The organism is Pseudomonas sp. IT-P4, assembly GCF_949767755.1.
Taxonomy (GTDB): Bacteria; Pseudomonadota; Gammaproteobacteria; order Pseudomonadales; family Pseudomonadaceae; genus Aquipseudomonas; species Aquipseudomonas monachiensis.
In genome coordinates this window covers 41,631-57,854 of record NZ_CATKPX010000022.1, presented here as the reverse complement: position 1 = coordinate 57,854, position 16,224 = coordinate 41,631, and the positions used below count along the sequence as shown (strand labels likewise).

The window sequence follows — 16,224 nt, the reverse complement described above, 5'->3', positions numbered from 1 at the left end:
CGGTCATGCTGGCTGACAGGCCCCTGTTTTTTCATGTGGAGCGCCGACGCGTTCAGCTCCGAACTGCAGCGAGCTGTATCCGGCTGCAATCACACTGCCATTAATTGGCGTCAACTAACAGGCGGCATGTTAGCACTTAAGATACCGATGGTCGCGTCCGTATGTATGTCCGAAAAGTCAGGCGCCCAGTCGTCTGGAGGATGATTCCATAATGGAACAAGTTGGTTGTTACCGTCGCAAAATGCCGATTACCTTAGGTTTTTTTGTTGATATCAGGCAACACCCGGGTCAAGGCAGGTGCGCAATTGTCGATGGGCAAGAGTGGTTGTTTAATGATGTCGCTTATAGCTATGAAACATTCATTTGCGACCTGTGCGCACTCAAGTTAGAGCGCGATATTGATAACCGGAACACGCCATACGGCATGGTTTGGCAAGTTCAGGCCTGCCGCTCCGAATAGGATACGAGGGTGAAGGGCCTGGCATTGACCGGTGGTTGAAACCGGCTTTGCCCGACTTGAAAGGCAAAGGCTTCGATCAGGGTGGCCTGTTCGCTGTCGTCGAGACTGAGCTGTCCGGTGGTCTGGTCAATGAGTTCGAGTTGCCAGGCAATCAGGGTCAGGCAGTCTTTCAGGGCACTCAGCGCCTCGTCGTGCAGGCTCATGGTGTTCTGTGCGTGGTTCAGCAGGCCATGAATATGCAGGGAGAATTCAGACACGGCCGCCAACGCCAGGGCATCGGCCTTGTTGGCCAGCTTGAGCAGTGTGCTGAGCAGACAGTCGATGGCGTCCTTGTCATTGCTGATGAGTTGCAGATGACTCAGGCATTCCTCGGTTTTAGCCAGGAGTGTTTCAGCCTCGACTAGAAACTCCGGGAGCCTCAGGGCCCACTCTTTACGGTCGTTCGGCATACTTATCTCCACAGCGTCATATCAAATGAGGGGATATCGTGTGTGTCGACGAGGGCGGTCGGAACCCCGGCATTGCCGAGTCGTCGGGTGAACGACTTGCGGCTGGCCCGCAGGCAGGCTGGGGAACACGAGAGGGTGGTTGGCCACTGGCTTGCGATCGCACACAAAAGCCTGACTCCGTTCATGCAATGAGAATGGCGTCACATTAATGGCTATTGGATATTGCGAATATCAGGTTGTACCTGATTGTTGGTAGGGGGATCCCTTACGCAGGGGAACCTTTCGCGAGAACCGGGGTCGCGTGGCGCGGAAGTACGGCAGATGTAATCACAGCGCCAGTAAAGCATGATGTTAATGTGACATCAATGGCCGGGCGTGGCATTTTAGAGAGGGTCAAGCTTCGGCAAAAACAGCCGATAACCTTCCTTAAGTGAATTCATCCGAACAAGACCTGGAGTCATTGATGGCCGGCATTCTCGACACGGTAGACCAACGCACGCAACTGGTGGGTGAGAATCGCCTGGAAATTCTCATGTTCCGGCTCGCCGGACGGCAATTGTTCGCGATCAACGTCTTTAAAGTGCAGGAAGTCCTGCAACTGCCAAAGTTGACGCTGATGCCGCAGCGCCATCCGTTTGTGTGCGGCGTGGTCAACCTGCGTGGCCAGACCCTGCCGGTGATCGACCTGTCCCAGGCCATCGGCATGCGCCCGTTGGTGCCGGGGCCAGGCAGCACGATTATCGTCACCGAATACAACCGTTCGGTTCAGGCCTTCCTGGTCGGTGGCGTGGACCGGATCGTCAACATGAACTGGGAAGCCATCCTGCCGCCCCCGAGCAGTGCCGGCCGCCAGCACTACCTGACGGCCATCAGCAAGGTCGATGACCAATTGGTGGAAATCATCGACGTCGAAAAGGTCCTGGCCGAGATCGTCCCTTACAACGCCAAGGTCTCCCGCGCCAAGCTCGAAGATCCGGTTCTGGAACGTGCCCGTGGCCGTGAGGTGCTGCTGGTGGATGACTCCAACGTGGCCCTGACGCAATTGCGCGATACCCTGGGACAACTGGGTGTGAAGATGCACATCGCCAGCGACGGGTTGAAGGCCTTGAACATGCTCAAGGCCTGGGCTGATACCGGCGTGGACATGACCGAAAAACTGCTGATGGTCTTCACCGATGCGGAAATGCCGGAAATGGATGGCTATCGCCTGACCACCGAAATTCGCAACGACCCGCGCCTGCGCGGCTTGTACGTGGTGCTGCACACCTCGCTGTCCGGCAGCTTCAACGACTCGATGGTGAAAAAGGTCGGTTGCGACAATTTCCTTTCCAAATTCCAGCCGGACAAACTCGTCGACGTGGTTCGCCAGCGCCTGATGCTTGACGAAGTACCGGCCTGATCAGGCCTGCCCCCCACCGGGGCAGTGTTTGCTCGTCAGCCTTTGATTCGGCCGTAAAGCTCGTATAGGGTGGCGTTTTTACCTGACAGGGAGTGGCCATGTTGCGACTGAGCGCGCTGTATCGTTATCCGTTGAAGTCCGCCAAGGGCGAGACCTTGCAAGCGATCGGTCTGGATAAGCTTGGGCTGGACGGCGATCGCCGCTGGATGCTGGTGGACGAGGCCAGCGGGCGCTTCCTGACCCAGCGTGCGGTAGCGCAGATGAGCCAGTTGTCGGCACTGTGGAATGCCGAAGGTGGCTTGACCCTCAGCGCGCCTGGCCATTCGCCGATCGACATTGCCTTGCCCGGTAACGATGCAGAGTTGCGTGGCGTGACGATCTGGCGCGATACCTTGCGAGTCCCCGATGCAGGTGATGAAGCAGGGGCCTGGGTCAGCCGATTCATCGGCAAACCGACACGCCTGGTGCAAGTGCCGCTGGATCGGGCGCGGATGACGGAGGCTGGCTACGGCAAGGATGACGACCAGGTGGCGTTCGCCGATGGCTATCCGCTGTTGCTGATTGGCCAGGCCTCTCTCGCGGATTTGTCGCAACGGGTCGGGCGTCCGTTGGAGATGCTGCGTTTCCGGCCGAACCTGGTGATCGAAGGCAGTGAGGCGTTCGCCGAGGATGGCTGGAAGCGTATCCGTATCGGCGAACTCGAGTTCCGCGTGGTCAAGTCCTGTTCACGCTGCATCCTGACCACCATCGACCCGCAGACCGGGGAGCGCAGCGACGACCGCGAACCCTTGGCCACCTTGCAGAAATACCGTGCCCAGGCGGACGGGGCAATGTTCGGCCAGAACCTGGTCAACGATGGCAACGGTCGACTCGAAGTCGGCATGCCGGTGGAGATCCTCGAGTAACTTTGCGCAGAATAAAAAATGCCCGTGTCGAAAAACACGGGCATTTTTATTGCGGCGACTTTTTGGTGCAGGCCCCGCAGGCTTAGCCGCGGTATTCGCACAGGTAAGCGGTGTCGACGGCGACTTTCAGCTGGAACTTGCTGTTGGCCGGTACGTTGAACTGGCTGCCGGTGGCGAAGGTTTCCCAGTCGCTGCTGTCTGGCAACTTGACGGTCAATGCGCCGCTGACCACGTGCATGATTTCACGCTGGCTGGTGCCGAATTCGTACTCGCCCGGTGCCATGACGCCGATGGTCGCTGGACCTTCTGCGGTGCCAAAGGCGATCGACTTGACGGTGCCGTCGAAGTACTCGTTGACTTTAAACATGGGCGATTCCTCGAAAAGGGCTAAAAAGGGCTGGCCAGTATGCACAAGGCCCCGGGAGTCGTCACCTGTCTAAAGCGGAAGAACCAGCGGCAGCAGGCGCGCGGTATTGCGCGCATCCTCCAGCGCCCGGTGTTGCTGGCCGGTGAACTGCAGGCCGGCCAGTTGCAGGGCGCCGTTGAGCCCCAGCGGGCGTTCCAGGCGTCGGGCCTTGGCAAAGCGCTGTTTGAGGTTCATGTGCGGCACGTTGGCCAGCACGCTGGCGAGTCCCAGGCGCTGCCACTCCTGAAGCAGTTGTTTGCGATCGTAATCGCCCCAGCTGACCCAGCCTTCCAGTCGTGTGTGGTGATGGCCAAGCCAGCGCTCAAACGCCGGCCAGACTTCGCCCAGCGGTTGTGCGGCATCGATGTTGGCTTGGGTGATGTGCGTCAGCTCGCGGCAGAACGGCGTCAGTAACGGCCGTCGCAAAGGCCGGACGAAGCGCTGGAAGTGGTCCAGTTCACGTCCCTTGCGGTCCACCAGGGTGGCGCCGATTTCAATGATTTCCATATCTGTTACGGGCCATCCACCCTCATCGGTGGTGGCCTCCAGATCAATGACCAGCCAATGAGGCATTGCAGGGTTCCTGATATCCGCGTCCTGTAGGGTTTGAGCGTAGCCAAACCCGGCGGTTCCGCCTAGCGCCTTATTCGACCTCCAACAGAATCTGCCGGTTTTTCACCTGATCCCCGACTTTGACCTGCAAGCGTTTGAGCACACCGTCGATGCCCGATTTCAATGGGTGCTCCATTTTCATCGCCTCCAGTACCACCAGCAGTTGGCCCTTGGTCACTTTGCTGCCTTCGTTGACCAGGACGTCGACAATCGCCCCGTCCATCGGTGCCTTGAGGGTGCCGGAGCTGACACTGGCCTGGCCGGTAACCTGCGCCTGAGTGCGATCCACGAACTGCAGACTGCCCGGCCGGGTAAACAGCCAGAGGCGCCCGGCCTCCAGGCGATAAGCGTGGCGTTGGCGAACGCCTTCGATTTCCAGGCTGACCCAGCGTCCGTCGCTGTGGATGATCTTCAGTTCGAGGCTGCGCTCGGCGACCTGAATGCACAACGGCTGGCCCGGGATCGCCTGTAACGCTACCGGCCAGTCCCGATCCTCAAGGCCGATGCGATAGTGCAGCGGCACACTGGCGTTGTTGCGCCAACCGCCAAGCGGGGCCGGGTGAGCCTGTGCCGCCGCCTGATAGAACAGGGCGGCGGCGATGGCCAAGTGCTGCGCGTTTGGGGGCTCGGGATGCAGGCAGGCGTGGTCGGCGAAATGCTGCGCGATGAAACCGGTACTGAAATCTCCACCAGCGAACTGCGGGTGTTCCAGCAGGCTGGCAAGCAGGCGTTGATTGCTTTGCAGCCCCAGCAGCACGCTGTCTTGTACCGCCCGCAGCAATTTGCGCCGGGCTTCTTCGCGGGTGGCACCGTGAGCGATGAGCTTGCCGAGCATCGGGTCGTAGAAGGGACTGATGACCTGGCCTTCGATCAGTCCGTGGTCGATCCGCACACCGTCCTGCAATGCCGGCTCCCAGGCCACGACTCGCCCGGTTTGCGGCAAGAAGCCTTGGGCCGGGTCTTCGGCATACAGGCGCACTTCCATGGCGTGGCCTGTGAGTTGCACCTGTTCCTGGCGCAAGGGCAGCGGTTGCCCTTCGGCGATGTTCAGTTGCCAGGCCACCAGGTCCAGCCCGGTGATCAGTTCGGTCACCGGGTGCTCCACTTGCAGCCGGGTGTTCATCTCAAGGAAATAGAACTGCCCACGCGCATCCAGCAAAAACTCCACGGTGCCCGCGCCCACGTACTTCACCGCTCGCCCGGCCTTGAGCGCCGCTTCGCCCATGGCCTGGCGCAGCTCAGCGGTCATCACCGGGCAGGGCGCCTCCTCAATGACTTTCTGATGCCGGCGCTGCACCGAGCAATCGCGCTCGCCGAGGTAAATCAAGTTGCCATGCCGGTCACCGAACAACTGGATCTCGACGTGGCGGGGTTCGATGAGTGCCTGTTCGAGAATCAGTTCAGCGCTGCCAAAACCGTTCAAGGCTTCGGAGCGCGCGGTGCGAATCTGTTCCAGCAAGTCGCTGGCGTCGTGCACCAGGCGCATGCCGCGTCCACCGCCGCCGGCGCTGGCCTTGATCATCAAGGGATAGCCGATGCGCTCGGCTTCGCGGCTCAGGGTGGCGTCGTCCTGTTCGGCGCCTTGATAACCGTTGATGCAGGGCACACCGGCTTCGATCATGGCGATCTTCGACAGGCGCTTGCTGCCCATCAGTTCGATGGCCTCGGGGCTGGGGCCGATGAAGGTGATGCCGGCATCCCTGCACGCGAGGGCAAACCCGGCGTTTTCCGAGAGGAAGCCGTAGCCCGGATGGATCGCATCCGCGCCTGTGCGCCGGGTTGCGTCGAGGATGGCCGGGATGTTCAGGTAAGACTGTTGCACCGGGGCCGGGCCGAGCTTGACCGCCTCGTCGGCCATCCGCACGTGCAGCGCATCGGCGTCGGCATCGCTGAACACGGCGACGGTGCGATAGCCCAGTGCCTGGGCCGTGCGCTGGATGCGGCAGGCGATTTCACCGCGGTTGGCGATGAGGATTTTTTTGAGTCCGGGCATGGTTAGGCTCTCTGAATTTCGCGGTGTCTGGTCGGGCCTCATCGTGAGCACGCTCGCGAAGCTTTTAAGAGGCCCACCCCGGTTTGCGTTTTTGCAAGAAGGCCATCGTTCCCTCGATGCCTTCGGCTCCGGTCACCGCTTCGCTGAACCATTCAGCCGCTTGATCAAGCAACTCATCCGACGGCTGTCCGGCACTGGCCAGCAAGAGTTTCTTGGTCGCCGCATTCGCCCCCGGCGCGCAACACAACACATGGGCCAACACCTCGTCGAGCCGTTCGGCCAGTGCCTGCGGATCATGCTCGACAAAATGCACCAGCCCCATGCGCCGTGCCTGAGTACCATCAAAACGTGCCGCCGTCAGGGCCAGGCGCCGGGTCTGGGTCAAGCCGATGCGTTGCACCACGAATGGCGCTATCTGCGCCGGCAGCAGGCCGAGGCTGGTTTCCGGCAGGCCGAATTGCGCCTGATGATCGGCCATGGCGATATCGCTGACACAGGCCAGGCCGAGACCGCCGCCGAGTACCGCGCCCTGCAGCACAGTAATCACCACTTGCGGTGCGTGTTGCACCTCCTGCAATAGCGCGCCGAACACCCGGTTCAGGTCCCGGTGCGCAGTTGGGCCTTGAGCGCGGGCATTGGCCATGTCCTTGATGTCGCCGCCGGCACAGAAGTGCCCGCCGACGCCGCCGATCACCAGTGCGCGAACCCCGGGTTTATCGCGTACCGCGGCCAGCACCGAGCGTAACTCGGCGACCATCTGCAAGCTCATCGCATTGCGGCATTCCGGGCGGTTGAGGGTGATGTGCAACACGCCGTTGTGCAGTTCCAGCAGCAAAGTCTGGCAAACCGGCAGGTTGTTCATTTCTTTTTCCCCGGCAGAATGCCCATGAGTTTGCAGATGATCCCCAGCATGATTTCGTCGGCGCCGCCGCCGATCGACACCAGACGTACATCGCGGTAAGCCCGGGCCACCGGGTTGTCCCACATGAAGCCCATGCCGCCCCAGTATTGCAGGCAACTGTCACTGACTTCGCGGCCCAGCCGCCCGGCCTTGAGCTTGGCCATGGAGGCCAGGCGCGTGACGTCCTGGCCTTTGATGTATTGCTCGGTAGCCTGATAGACCAGCGCTCGCAGGCATTCGATTTCGGTTTGCAGTTCCGCCAGGCGGAAGTGGATCACCTGATTGTCGATCAGCGCGTTGCCGAAGGTCTTGCGTTCCTTGCAGTATTCGATGGTGCTGTCGACGCAGTACTCCAGGCCCTTGATCATGTTGGCTGCGCCGAACAGGCGTTCCTCCTGGAATTGCAGCATCTGCATCATGAACCCCGCGCCTTCATGGCCGATGCGGTTGCGCTGCGGCACGCGCACGTTGTCGAAAAACACCTGGGCGGTTTCCGAGCTGCGCATGCCGAGCTTGTCCAGGTGCGAGCTCAAGCTGATGCCCGGTGTGTTCATCGGCACCATGATCAGCGACTTGTTGATGTGCGGCTTGTCGTCCGAGGTGTTGGCCAGCAGGCAGATGAAGTCGGCGCTCGGCGAGTTGGTGATCCACATCTTGCTACCGTTGATCACGTAGTCGTCGCCGTCCTTGCGCGCGGTGGTTTTCAGCCCGGCCACGTCGGAACCGGCGCCGACTTCGGAGACGCCGATGCAGCCGACCTGTTCGCCGCTGATGGCCGGGCGCAGGAATTGCTCGCGTAGCTCATCGGAACCGAACCGTGCCAGCGCCGGTGTGCACATGTCGGTCTGCACGCCGATGGACATTGGAATGCCGCCGCAACGGATAGTGCCGAACTCTTCGGCGGCGACGATCGAATAGCTGTAGTCGAGCCCCATGCCGCCGAATTTTTCCGGTTTGGAAATGCCCAGCAAGCCGAGGTCGCCGGCCTTGCGGAAGATGTCGTGGATGGGGAAGCGCCCGGCCTTTTCCCACTCATCGACGTGGGGGTTGATCTCGTGCTCGACGAACTGGCGCACGGTGCGGCGCAGTGCTTCGTGTTCCTGGGTGAAGATCATTTTTATTGTTCTCCTGTTAGTCGGCTTAGAACCGCGCCACACCAAAGCTGTTGGTTTGCAGAGGCCGCACTTCGGCCTCGTGACAGATATCCAGCAGATAACCCAGCAAGGTCCGGGTATCGCGCGGGTCGATCAAACCGTCGTCCCAGAGGTTGGCGCTGCCGTAGAGCGCCGTGGACTGGCTGTCGAGTTTCTGCGCGGTGACCTGTTCGAGCATGTCGAGCATTTTCGGGTCGGGCACCAGGCCGTCCTTGGCCTGTTTGGCCTCGGTGACGATGCGCAGCACCTTGCCCGCTTGCGCGCCGCCCATCACGGCGGTGCGGCTGTTGGGCCAGGCGAAGATGAAGCGCGGGTCGAGGCCGCGTCCGCACATCGCATAGTTGCCCGCGCCGTAGGAACCACCGACGACGATGGTCAGCTTCGGCACCCGGGCGTTGGCCACCGCCTGAATCATCTTCGCACCGTGTTTGATCACGCCTTGCTGCTCCGATTCGGTGCCGACCATGAACCCGGTGGTGTTGTGGAAAAACAGCAGCGGCGTCTGGCTCTGGTCGCACAGCTGGATGAACTGCGCGGCCTTGCTCGCGCCTTTTGGCGTGATCGGGCCGTTGTTGCCGATGAAGCCACAGGCGCGGCCCTGAATTTTCAGATGACCGCACACAGTCTGCTGATCGAACTCGCCCTTGAATTCAAGAAAGTTCGAAGCGTCGGCGAGACGGGTGATGATTTCGCGCACGTCGTAGGGTTTTTTCGGGTCATCCGGGATCAGGCCCAGCAACTCGTCGATGGGGTAGAGCGGCTCCTCCCAGCGACGTTCGGGGAGTGGGGGCAGTTGTTCGTTCCACGGCAACAGGCTGACAATCTCGCGTACCTGGCGCACGCCGTCGGCGTCGTTTTCAGCCAGGTATTCGGCGGTGCCGGCGGTTTGTGCGTGCATTTCGGCGCCGCCCAGTTCTTCATCGGTGGCGACTTCGCCGGTGGCGGCCTTGAGCAGTGGGGGACCTGCGAGAAACAGCTTGGCCTTGCCGCGCACCACCACCACGTAATCCGACAGCCCCGGCTGATAGGCGCCGCCCGCCGTGGCCGAGCCATGCACCACGGTGACTTGCGGCAAGCCCATGGCCGACATCCGCGCCTGATTGGCAAAGCTGCGCGCGCCTTCGACGAAAATCTCCGCCGCGTAATTGAGATTGGCGCCGCCACTTTCGGCGAGGGTGATCACCGGCAGTTTGTTTTCCATGGCGATCTGTTGCAGGCGCAGGGATTTCTTCAAGCCGCTGGGAGAGATGGTCCCGCCCCTGATCGCGCTGTTGTTGGCGACTACCAACACACGTACGCCGGACACATAGCCGATACCGCCGATCAAGCCGCCACCGGCGCAGCTGCCGTCCTTGTCATCATGCAGCTTGTAGCCGGCCAGGCTGGCCAGCTCAAGAAACGGCGCGCCGGGATCCAGCAGCAGATTGAGGCGCTCGCGAGGCAGCAACTGGCCGCGCTTTTCGAACTTCGGCTTCGCTTCGGCCGCCTTGTTCAGCAGGTTCTGTTCGAGCACGCGAACTTGCTCGATGGCGCTCAGCATTGCCGCACGGTTCTGGGCGAACGGCTCGCTGTGGGGGTCGAGTAACGACTGAATCACCGGCATGGGTTATTCCTTGTCCTTCAACACGTCTGGTATATAGGCGCGGTGGAAACCGTTGTACGACTCGCTGTTGGTCGCCTTGTGGATCGGCCAGGCGCGGCCGCCGAGGCTGGCGGCGCCATCGATGCGCAAGGTGCTGCCGCTGACAAACGCCGCTGCCGGGCTGAGCAGGAAAACAATCGCCGCGCTGACTTCCGATTCGGTGCCGATGCGCTTGAGCGGCACATGTTCGCGCAAGGTCGGGATCACGGCCTTGAAGGCGCCTTCGTAGGTGTCCATGCCGCTGGAGGCAATCCACCCCGGCGCCACGGCGTTGACCCGCACCCCGGCATGACCCCATTCGTACGCGGCAGTCTTGGTCAGGTTATCCATGCCCGAACGTGCCGCACCGGAGTGGCCCATACCTGGCATGCCGCCCCACATGTCGGCGAGCATGTTGACGATGGCGCCGCCGTGCTTGCTCATGGACTGGTTGAACACTTCCCGGGCCATCAGGAAACCGCCCACCAGATTGGTGCGCATCACGGTTTCGAAACCCTTCTGATTGATCGAGGCCAAGGGCGACGGGTACTGCCCGCCTGCATTGTTGACCAGGCCATGAATGGGGCCATGCTTGCGGATCAATTCGCTGACCAGGTGTTCTACCGATTCTTCCTCGCGGATATCGCAAACCGCCCAATCGGCCTTGCCACCGTCGTCGGCGATCTCCGCCGCAACGGTTTTCAGTTTGTCGGCCTTGCGCCCGACCAGCAGCACATGGGCGCCGAGGGCCGCCAGTTCGTGGGCGGTGCAGCGGCCGATGCCACTGCCACCACCGGTGACGATGATGTTTTGGCCGGCAAACAAATCGGCTTTGAAAATCGAATCGTAGGCCATGGCGGCAATCCTCTAGTTGAACTGGTCGGCGATGCGCTGCGGCACCGGGATCTGGATTTCCAGCAGTTGCTGGGCGAAGGCCTTGCCTTGCGGATCGATGCGCAGGCTGGCGACACCGCCGCCGCCGAGGGCGTTTTCCAGCAGGAAATTCAGGCTGTGGCTGGCCGGCAAGTACCAGCGTTCGACCCGCCCGTGGATGGGGTCGAGGACGTGGCCCATCCAGTCGACGATCACTTCCGGGGTCAAGGCCTCGGCAATCCATGGCAGGAACTCCGGCTCGCGGGCCATGACGCCGATATTGCTGTGGTTACCCTTGTCGCCCGAGCGTGCAACCGCCAGTTTGACCAGGGCCACGCTGGCGTCGGCCAGGCCAAGCGGTTTCGGCGGCGCGAGCGGGGCTGGCAGGTCCAGCGGGTCGAGCACATCGAGGGCGGGCAGGGCATACGGGTGGCGCTGGCCCATGAAATCAATGTCCAGCGTGCAGGCGGTTTTGTCGATCAGGAACGAGAACAGCCGGATCAGCGGATACACCGTCGGCCGGCCACCGACAATGCCGGTCAGCCCCGGCGCCATGCCGGTGGCGGCCTGGGCGATTTCCCGGGAGAACACGATCAATGCCTGCTTGTCCGGATGACGCACCGCGAGTTTGATCACCACTTCGCGGCTGTCATGGCGCTGGCCGTGGGGGCCGTAGGTGGCCTCGCTGCCCAGCAACTCGATACTCACGTCGCTGTAGGGCGCCCAGCCGCGCTGGCGGAACATTTCCGAGGTCTTGTTGATGATCGCGTCACCGACCCGTCGCGCCTTGTCGACGGCATCGATGCCGGCGATCAGGCAACTGGCGGTGCAGCGGAAACCATCGGGGTACGTGGCGCTGACCTTGTATTGAGCGGTCGGCGGCAGGCCTCTGGCGCCGTGCACCTGCACCGCGTTCCTGCCCTGTTGCAGCAGTTTGACCTGAGTGAAATCGCACACCACGTCGGGCAGCAGGTATGCGCGAGGGTCACCGATTTCATACAGCATCTGTTCGCCCACCGTCAGCGGCGTGACCAGCCCGCCCGTACCTTCAGGTTTGCTGACGATGAACTGGCTGTCGGCGCTGACTTCGACGATGGGAAAACCGATGTGTTCGTAGTCGGGCACGGCGCGCCAGTCGGTGAAGTTGCCGCCCGTGCACTGGGCGCCGCATTCGATGATGTGCCCGGCCAGTGCCGCCTGGGCGAGCTTGTCGTAGTCATGCCACGACCAGCCGAACTCATGCACCAGCGCGGCGCTGACCACCGCACTATCGACCACGCGCCCGGTGATCACGATGTCCGCCCCCAGGCGCAGGGCTTCGACAATGCCGGGTGCGCCGAGGTAGGCATTGGTCGAGACGCACATCGATGGCAGGGGCGCGCCGCTGAACATTTCACGAATGCCCAGGTTGCCCAGCTGTTTGAATTGCGGCTGCAGATCGTCACCCAGCAGCACGGCGATCTTCAGCGCCACCCCGGCCTTGTCGCAGGCCGCTTGCAGGGCGGCGGCGCAGGCTTGGGGGTTGACCCCGCCGGCATTGCTGATGACCCGGATGTTCTGCTGCGCGAGCTGCCCCAGCAAGGGCGCGAGCACTTCGATGAAGTCGCCCGCATAGCCGGCCTGGGGATCTTTCATCCGTGCGCCGGCCATGATCGACAGGGTGATTTCGGCCAGGTAATCGAAGACCAGATAGTCCAGATGCCCGTGTTCGACCAGTTGCGCGGCAGCGGTCGAGGTATCGCCCCAGAAGGCGCTGGCGCAACCGATGCGAATTGTTTTAGGCGCAGTCCATTCCATAGCCACCTCCAACCGAAGTGTGTCGACATTACCAAGCAAGCGCTTGGTTTGTAAATGACTTGATTTTCTTCTGCCCAAGCGCTTGCTTGGTTGCATCCTTGCGCTTAAATTGCCCGCGCAACCCCACTGTTTTCGGGGGGATCGGCGTTATTGATTGAACGACTGTAGGAGAGAACGGGTGGACGAGCAAAAAGCCCTGAGGGTGATGCGCCAATTGGTCGACGACGGCCAACTGACCGACCCGGACAGCGCCCGTGGCAAGCTGCTGCAAGTGGCGGCCCACCTGTTTCGCAATAAAGGCTATGAACGCACGACCGTGCGCGACCTGGCCGGCGCCGTGGGCATTCAGTCCGGGAGTATTTTCCATCACTTCAAGAGCAAGGACGAAATCCTGCGCGCCGTGATGGAGGAGACCATTCTCTACAACACCGCGTTGATGCGTGCGGCCATCGCCGAGGCCGGCAGTGTGCGCGAGCAGGTGCTTGCGCTGATTCGCTGTGAGTTGCAGTCGATCATGGGCGGCAGCGGTGAGGCCATGGCCGTGCTGGTCTACGAATGGCGCTCGCTGTCCGAAGAGGGCCAGGCCAAGGTCCTGGCGCTGCGGGACATCTACGAAGACATCTGGCTGCAAGTGCTGGGTGAAGCCAAGTCCGCGGGGTTTATCCGTGGCGATGTGTTCATCACCCGCCGCTTCCTGACCGGTGCATTGTCCTGGACCACCACCTGGTTTCGTGCCGGCGGCAGCATGAGTCTCGATCAGTTGGCCGATGAAGCGCTGATTCTGGTGCTGGAAGACCGGCAATAAGCTTGTATTGGCCAGCATTAAACTGGCTAACTTGTCGAAACCGCCTAGCTTGAATGCATGGGTACCGTTTTATTGGGGAGTGGGGCGTTTTGATGGGTTCGCCAATTCGGTCAGCCTCGCGGCTTTTGCTGGCGATGCTTACGGCGTCAACGATGATGCCGTCCCAGGCTGCGCAACTGGTGCGCATAGGTGCCGCGCACTTTCCGCCCTATACCGTGCGCCCGGAATCCGGGGCCGATACCGGGTTGCTGCCGCAACTGGTCGAGGCCCTGAATGCATCGCAAACTGACTACCAGTTTGTCCTGGTGCCCACCTCCATTCCTCGGCGCTTCGGTGATTTCAAGCAGGGCCGGGTCGACATGGCCATTTTCGAAAATCCCGCCTGGGGTTGGGAAGAGATCCCCCACACGGCCGTCGACATGGGGCTGGAGGACGCCGAGATTTTTGTTGCGCAACGCCTGCCCGATCGACAGCAAAGCTATTTTGCCGACCTGAAAGGCAAGCGCCTGGCACTGTTCAGCGGCTATCACTACGAGTTCGCCAACTTCAATGCCGACCCTCTGTACCTCGCGAAAAACTACAACGCCACGCTGACTTATTCCCATGACAGCAATCTGCTGATGGTTTTACGCGACCGGGCCGACATTGCCCTGGTCACACGTTCGTACCTGAGCGACTACTTCCTGCGCAATGAAAAAGTCGCCGGCAGTTTGCTGGCGTCCCAGCGCGTCGACCAGGTCTATCACCATTACGCCATTCTGCGTCCGACCGCACCCATCAGCGGCGAGGCATTCGGCAAGTTGTTGCAAGGCTTGCGGGACAACGGCCAGATGTTGAAGATTTTCGAGCCGTACAAGATTGCGCTGGTGCCGGTCCAGCGCAATGCACCGGTGCCCCAAGTTGCCAATTGACGGTTTTTGGCTAAATTTCCCGCCCTGGCTCACGTCACTTCGTTGAACTGTCGACGATTATCGTGAGCCCGCCCCATGCCCAATCTCAATGACCTGACTGCCCTGTGTCTGCCGACGGGCAGTTGTCTTGCCGCTGATGAAACCGATTGCCGCCTGAGCCTCAGCCTGGAAGGGCAACCGTTGCCCGCCTTGCGGCTCAGTCGTGGCCGGGAGTTGAACGTGCAACTGGAGGAGCGCTTCAGTCGCCCTGAAGGGCAGGCATTGTGGACGGCCTGTTACTGGCTGTTCGCTCGTGACCCTGACTGTCAGCGTCTGACCTGGCAACTGCAAGAGGTGCCGGACGAAGCCGTGTCCAGCGGTCTGCTGATTCCGACTCCCGTCAGCGGCCAGTATCACTGCGAGCGCACCGTGTTCTGGCAGTTGCCGCCGCCGTGGCTGGGGCATTCCCTGACCGGCAGCTACCCGCAGCAGATGCTCATCACCGACGGCAAGCGCCACCCACGGCGGCCGGTCAAGCCCCGGGGGGAAGTGTATCAACGCTTCGATGCGCGGCTGGGTGCCCGGGTTTCCCTGCGCACGCTGGACATCGAGCAAGACCTGGCACGCTTCAACCGCTGGCAGAACAGCCCGCGAGTCGCGAGTTTCTGGCAGGAGGAGGGCAGCCTCGACCAGCATCGCCAATACCTGAGCAAACTCGAAGCCGACCCGCACACGCTGACGCTGATCGGTTGTTTCGACGACCAACCCTTCGCTTATTTCGAAGCCTACTGGGCCAAGGAAGATCGCATCGCACCCTTCTATGAGGCCGGCGATTACGACCGTGGCATTCACATGCTGGTGGGCGAAGAAAATCACCGCGGCCCGCACAAGGTGGCGAGCTGGTTATCGGCGCTGGTGCATTACCTGTTTCTCGATGATCCGCGCACCCGGCGCGTGGTGGCCGAGCCCCGTGCCGATAACGCGAAGATGATCGGGTACATGCAGGAGCAGCGCTTTCACTGTGAGAAAGAGTTCGACTTCCCGCACAAGCGCGCGGCCTTGATGGTGTTGGGGCGGGAGCGGTTTTTTGATCGGTGCAGACTGGCTTGAAGCCTGAGACTCAAGATTCGTTGTGGTCTTGAGTCTCAGGCTTGCTCGCGAAGGGCGCGATGCAGATCCTGGATCTTATTGGCGAGCAGCCATATCACCCCGGTTGCCCGACACCTTGCGGCAATGCACCAACGCATCACGGATCATGAAGTTCACCAGGGTCGGTGAGACGCCGAGTTCCTTGGCGATGTCCTTTTGCGGTACGCCGTGCAGGCGATACATCTCGAAGGCGTAGCGGGTGCGGCTCGGCAACTCGGTCAACGCATCGGCAATGTGCTCCAGGGTCGAGAAATTGATGTGCGAGGTTTCCGGGGACGCGCCCTGGATCACCACATTCAGCCCTTCCTCTTCAGGACCGGAATACTTCTGCTCCAGCGCCTGCTTGCGGTAATGGTCGATCGCCAGGTTGCGCACGATCTGGAACAGGTAGCTGAGCTGGGCCTTGATCGAACTGGTGATGGGCGGGGCCGATTGCAGCCGGAAGAAAGCATCCTGCACAACATCTTCGGCACGTGAGCGGCAACCGGTAATTCGGGCTGCAATCTTCACCAGGATCAGTCGATTGTCGACGAATGCCTGAAGTAGCGGTGTATCGCACCTGCTTGTGGATACTGGTTCCATCATGGAAATCACCCTGCTGCCAAAAGGTTAGTGGGACGGGGAAAAAAACCGGGGGCCGTCCTACACATCGAGCGACAAATTAGGCTTAATGATAATTATTGTCAAATGAGAAGAAGAACTAATGGGCTGTAAAAGTGCAGAGTGAGAACTGCGACACGCTGACTCACTTGCGTCCACTTTGCGTTCCAGCCTGGCGACTAATTATTTCCAGGCGTCATCCGTTCTCAT

16 protein-coding genes are annotated in these 16,224 nt (G+C 61.1%); 6 read left to right on the top strand and 10 right to left on the bottom strand.

The window, feature by feature from the left end:
- The first annotated feature begins 211 nt into the window (after positions 1 to 211).
- A complete protein-coding gene (locus ACM6IT_RS06170; protein ID WP_414917708.1) occupies positions 212 to 460 on the top strand; it encodes a hypothetical protein in 249 nt (82 codons plus the stop codon).
- On the opposite strand, the gene ACM6IT_RS06165 is transcribed toward ACM6IT_RS06170, so the two are convergent.
- Complete coding sequence (locus tag ACM6IT_RS06165; RefSeq protein ID WP_056727075.1) at positions 439 to 909, bottom strand: hypothetical protein; 471 nt, start codon at positions 907 to 909, stop codon at positions 439 to 441. The two genes, ACM6IT_RS06170 and ACM6IT_RS06165, sit on opposite strands and share 22 nt — an antisense overlap.
- A 463-nt stretch (positions 910 to 1,372) precedes the next feature.
- Between ACM6IT_RS06165 and ACM6IT_RS06160 the strand changes: the two genes are divergently transcribed.
- Together ACM6IT_RS06160 and ACM6IT_RS06155 are read left to right on the top strand one after the other, a co-directional pair.
- A complete protein-coding gene (locus ACM6IT_RS06160; RefSeq protein ID WP_056727074.1) occupies positions 1,373 to 2,308 on the top strand; it encodes a chemotaxis protein CheV in 936 nt (311 codons plus the stop codon).
- 98 nt (positions 2,309 to 2,406) lie between these two features.
- A complete protein-coding gene (locus ACM6IT_RS06155; protein WP_223541687.1) occupies positions 2,407 to 3,213 on the top strand; it encodes an MOSC domain-containing protein in 807 nt (268 codons plus the stop codon).
- A gap of 82 nt (positions 3,214 to 3,295) precedes the next feature.
- Here the strand turns inward: ACM6IT_RS06155 and ACM6IT_RS06150 are convergent, their stop codons facing one another.
- The 8 genes from ACM6IT_RS06150 to ACM6IT_RS06115 form a co-directional block, all read right to left on the bottom strand.
- A complete protein-coding gene (locus ACM6IT_RS06150) occupies positions 3,296 to 3,580 on the bottom strand; it encodes a pyrimidine/purine nucleoside phosphorylase (RefSeq protein ID WP_102672105.1) in 285 nt (94 codons plus the stop codon).
- A 69-nt stretch (positions 3,581 to 3,649) separates the two neighbouring features.
- Positions 3,650 to 4,192, bottom strand: coding sequence for an exonuclease domain-containing protein (locus tag ACM6IT_RS06145; RefSeq protein ID WP_056727072.1), 543 nt, complete (start codon positions 4,190 to 4,192; stop codon positions 3,650 to 3,652).
- A 70-nt stretch (positions 4,193 to 4,262) separates the two neighbouring features.
- Positions 4,263 to 6,224 (bottom strand): acetyl/propionyl/methylcrotonyl-CoA carboxylase subunit alpha, encoded by a 1,962-nt coding sequence (locus ACM6IT_RS06140; RefSeq protein ID WP_056727071.1) that lies wholly within the window; start codon positions 6,222 to 6,224, stop codon positions 4,263 to 4,265.
- A 64-nt stretch (positions 6,225 to 6,288) separates the two neighbouring features.
- Positions 6,289 to 7,086, bottom strand: coding sequence for an enoyl-CoA hydratase/isomerase family protein (locus ACM6IT_RS06135; protein ID WP_414917707.1), 798 nt, complete (start codon positions 7,084 to 7,086; stop codon positions 6,289 to 6,291).
- The gene (gene atuD / locus ACM6IT_RS06130) at positions 7,083 to 8,240 is read right to left on the bottom strand and encodes a citronellyl-CoA dehydrogenase (protein ID WP_223541684.1); all 1,158 of its coding nucleotides are present in this window, start codon (positions 8,238 to 8,240) and stop codon (positions 7,083 to 7,085) included. Before atuD ends, ACM6IT_RS06135 begins: the two co-directional genes overlap by 4 nt.
- Positions 8,241 to 8,265: 25 nt before the next feature.
- Positions 8,266 to 9,882, bottom strand: a complete 1,617-nt coding sequence (gene atuC / locus ACM6IT_RS06125) for a geranyl-CoA carboxylase subunit beta (protein WP_414917706.1) — start codon at positions 9,880 to 9,882, stop codon at positions 8,266 to 8,268.
- A 3-nt stretch (positions 9,883 to 9,885) separates the two neighbouring features.
- The gene (locus ACM6IT_RS06120; protein WP_056727067.1) at positions 9,886 to 10,755 is read right to left on the bottom strand and encodes an SDR family oxidoreductase; all 870 of its coding nucleotides are present in this window, start codon (positions 10,753 to 10,755) and stop codon (positions 9,886 to 9,888) included.
- Between the two features lie 12 nt (positions 10,756 to 10,767).
- Positions 10,768 to 12,570: an acyclic terpene utilization AtuA family protein gene (locus ACM6IT_RS06115; RefSeq protein ID WP_414917705.1), complete on the bottom strand. Its 1,803-nt coding sequence runs from the start codon at positions 12,568 to 12,570 to the stop codon at positions 10,768 to 10,770.
- A gap of 178 nt (positions 12,571 to 12,748) precedes the next feature.
- Between ACM6IT_RS06115 and ACM6IT_RS06110 the strand changes: the two genes are divergently transcribed.
- The 3 genes from ACM6IT_RS06110 (at position 12,749) to ACM6IT_RS06100 (ending at position 15,375) form a co-directional block, all read left to right on the top strand.
- A complete protein-coding gene (locus tag ACM6IT_RS06110; protein WP_223541681.1) occupies positions 12,749 to 13,375 on the top strand; it encodes a TetR/AcrR family transcriptional regulator in 627 nt (208 codons plus the stop codon).
- A 92-nt stretch (positions 13,376 to 13,467) separates the two neighbouring features.
- Positions 13,468 to 14,286, top strand: coding sequence for a substrate-binding periplasmic protein (locus tag ACM6IT_RS06105; protein WP_414917704.1), 819 nt, complete (start codon positions 13,468 to 13,470; stop codon positions 14,284 to 14,286).
- A gap of 75 nt (positions 14,287 to 14,361) precedes the next feature.
- A complete protein-coding gene (locus tag ACM6IT_RS06100) occupies positions 14,362 to 15,375 on the top strand; it encodes a GNAT family N-acetyltransferase (protein ID WP_414917703.1) in 1,014 nt (337 codons plus the stop codon).
- A gap of 75 nt (positions 15,376 to 15,450) precedes the next feature.
- Here the strand turns inward: ACM6IT_RS06100 and ACM6IT_RS06095 are convergent, their stop codons facing one another.
- Entirely contained in the window at positions 15,451 to 15,999 is a 549-nt protein-coding gene (locus tag ACM6IT_RS06095) for an RNA polymerase factor sigma-70 (protein WP_095946262.1), read from the bottom strand.
- Between the last annotated feature and the right edge of the window lie 225 nt (positions 16,000 to 16,224).

Coding starts and splice junctions, on each gene's coding strand:
- ACM6IT_RS06135 (WP_414917707.1), bottom strand. CDS start 7,086: ATGAACAACCTGCCGGTTTGCCAGACTTTGCTGCTGGAACTGCACAAC.
- ACM6IT_RS06100 (WP_414917703.1), top strand. CDS start 14,362: ATGCCCAATCTCAATGACCTGACTGCCCTGTGTCTGCCGACGGGCAGT.
- ACM6IT_RS06170 (WP_414917708.1), top strand. CDS start 212: ATGGAACAAGTTGGTTGTTACCGTCGCAAAATGCCGATTACCTTAGGT.
- ACM6IT_RS06165 (WP_056727075.1), bottom strand. CDS start 909: ATGCCGAACGACCGTAAAGAGTGGGCCCTGAGGCTCCCGGAGTTTCTA.
- ACM6IT_RS06145 (WP_056727072.1), bottom strand. CDS start 4,192: ATGCCTCATTGGCTGGTCATTGATCTGGAGGCCACCACCGATGAGGGT.
- ACM6IT_RS06160 (WP_056727074.1), top strand. CDS start 1,373: ATGGCCGGCATTCTCGACACGGTAGACCAACGCACGCAACTGGTGGGT.
- ACM6IT_RS06105 (WP_414917704.1), top strand. CDS start 13,468: ATGGGTTCGCCAATTCGGTCAGCCTCGCGGCTTTTGCTGGCGATGCTT.
- ACM6IT_RS06140 (WP_056727071.1), bottom strand. CDS start 6,224: ATGCCCGGACTCAAAAAAATCCTCATCGCCAACCGCGGTGAAATCGCC.
- ACM6IT_RS06115 (WP_414917705.1), bottom strand. CDS start 12,570: ATGGAATGGACTGCGCCTAAAACAATTCGCATCGGTTGCGCCAGCGCC.
- atuC (WP_414917706.1), bottom strand. CDS start 9,882: ATGCCGGTGATTCAGTCGTTACTCGACCCCCACAGCGAGCCGTTCGCC.
- ACM6IT_RS06095 (WP_095946262.1), bottom strand. CDS start 15,999: ATGATGGAACCAGTATCCACAAGCAGGTGCGATACACCGCTACTTCAG.
- ACM6IT_RS06155 (WP_223541687.1), top strand. CDS start 2,407: ATGTTGCGACTGAGCGCGCTGTATCGTTATCCGTTGAAGTCCGCCAAG.
- atuD (WP_223541684.1), bottom strand. CDS start 8,240: ATGATCTTCACCCAGGAACACGAAGCACTGCGCCGCACCGTGCGCCAG.
- ACM6IT_RS06120 (WP_056727067.1), bottom strand. CDS start 10,755: ATGGCCTACGATTCGATTTTCAAAGCCGATTTGTTTGCCGGCCAAAAC.
- ACM6IT_RS06150 (WP_102672105.1), bottom strand. CDS start 3,580: ATGTTTAAAGTCAACGAGTACTTCGACGGCACCGTCAAGTCGATCGCC.